Source organism: Pontibacter pamirensis (assembly GCF_010015475.1).
GTDB classification, from domain to species: Bacteria; Bacteroidota; Bacteroidia; order Cytophagales; family Hymenobacteraceae; genus Pontibacter; species Pontibacter pamirensis.
Genome location: NZ_SSNI01000104.1, coordinates 1 through 1,532 on the forward strand (window position 1 = coordinate 1; position 1,532 = coordinate 1,532).

Annotated in this window: 1 protein-coding gene; it reads right to left on the reverse strand. The window is 49.4% G+C overall.

Features of this window, described 5'->3' with window-relative positions; translation table 11 throughout:
• Positions 1 to 765: 765 nt before the first annotated feature.
• Positions 766 to 1,137: a hypothetical protein gene (locus E1919_RS27110; RefSeq protein ID WP_162056524.1), complete on the reverse strand. Its 372-nt coding sequence runs from the start codon at positions 1,135 to 1,137 to the stop codon at positions 766 to 768.
• Positions 1,138 to 1,532: the final 395 nt, after the last annotated feature.

Here is a 1,532-nt window from a genome sequence, read left to right on the forward strand (position 1 = left end):
TGCCAGCCAGGCCCACACTGGCAAAGGCTACCGGTATACCGTCTGAAGTAACTTTTCCTGATATAGCGGCTGTTTGGGCGAGCGATGTGAAGGCGCCAATGAGCAGCATGAAGGTGAGAAGCAAGCGTAGGTGTGTCTTCATAGTGGTAAAGTTTTAACAGAAGTGATGATGTTTAAAGTAATATAAATAAATATTTAGTCTAATCTAAAAATAAGTTAAGACAATACCTATTATGAATGATTGTGGTGGTGGTTGCCATAGAGAAGAAAGAGTAAGAAACCTGCAGGAGGGGGATAGTGTGACTCAAAGAGTCAGGTTACATATAGCTCTTTTCAATCCAGGCAGATGGCTATAAAAGTATAGCCCCAAACCTATACCTGCGAGGCGAGCTATGAAAGCTGTTTCGCACATAGCGTCGATAAGTTCAAGGAATTTATGGTTTCCCAGAAAACGTGGAAATAATAAGGTCGTGGACCTTCTAGCGGTACGTGCCCCAACAGCCTGTATGGCGGCTCTTTTTGCCGTCTTAAAAATCAATATTATCCATAATATTTGAGACGGCTTGATGATACGTGGCGTCTGATGAGGAACAACTGTTTTATCCAGGCAGTCGCACTTGTCAGGAATGTTTCGCCAGCAGTTTCTTGAGGCTTGTATACTCCGGTTGCTCCAGCACATTGAGCTCTCCCCCGGTGGCCAGCTCCAGGGCCCGGTGGCACTGGCCCAGCCTGGCCAGCATGGGCTGTATCTGCTGGTTGTAGTAGTTAAAAATTGTAAATGCCCCTGGTGGAGCAAGGCAGCTTGTAGCCGGCGCTGGAGGAGACGATAAGCACGCCCTCGTCCCGCACCGGCCCCACCACCAGGGAGCGGAAACGGTGCTCTGTGTAGTTCTCGTACTTATGGGAATTGAGGTGCTGCAGCAGCTCGTAGGTGTGGATGAACCGGGTTTTGTAGTTGTAGGTAAACACCAACAGCGGGTATTCCACGAAAACCATCCGGCCCTTCAGCCCTGTGATAGCCGGGACGACTGGTGTCAAGTTTATTTCCTTTGCCGCCCTGACTGTGTTGGCCAGCGTGCTGTACATGGACGCCTTTGGCCTTACCGGGTATTTTCTGGGCAGCCGGTTCCCCGTCATCAGGGATTACATGGGCTGGATCCTCCCCATCAGCATCGCGGTGGCACTGATCCCCGTCATCCGGCAGATCCGCAAAAACAGCAGGGAGGAGTGAATCAGACATAAGACCGCTCCAGGAAGAATCCAAGCAGCATTGTCTCTTGGGGAGGTTCCCTGGTGTGCACTTTGTGTAGCACATTCAAACTGCCGGGATGCAATTCGAATGTGCCCTCGTTTCAGTGCTGTCACAGCAAAACTGTTAAACCTGCAGATAGGCCGCTGCTTCTACCTTAGAGCATGTTTAAATTTGTAACGTTCTGATTTTTAGTCAATCCGGTTAAGAATGAGCTGACAATTCTGCCATAGTACCCATGCTTCTGCGCTTTTAGTGGTCTTTTCATGGTCTTTGTCGAGCC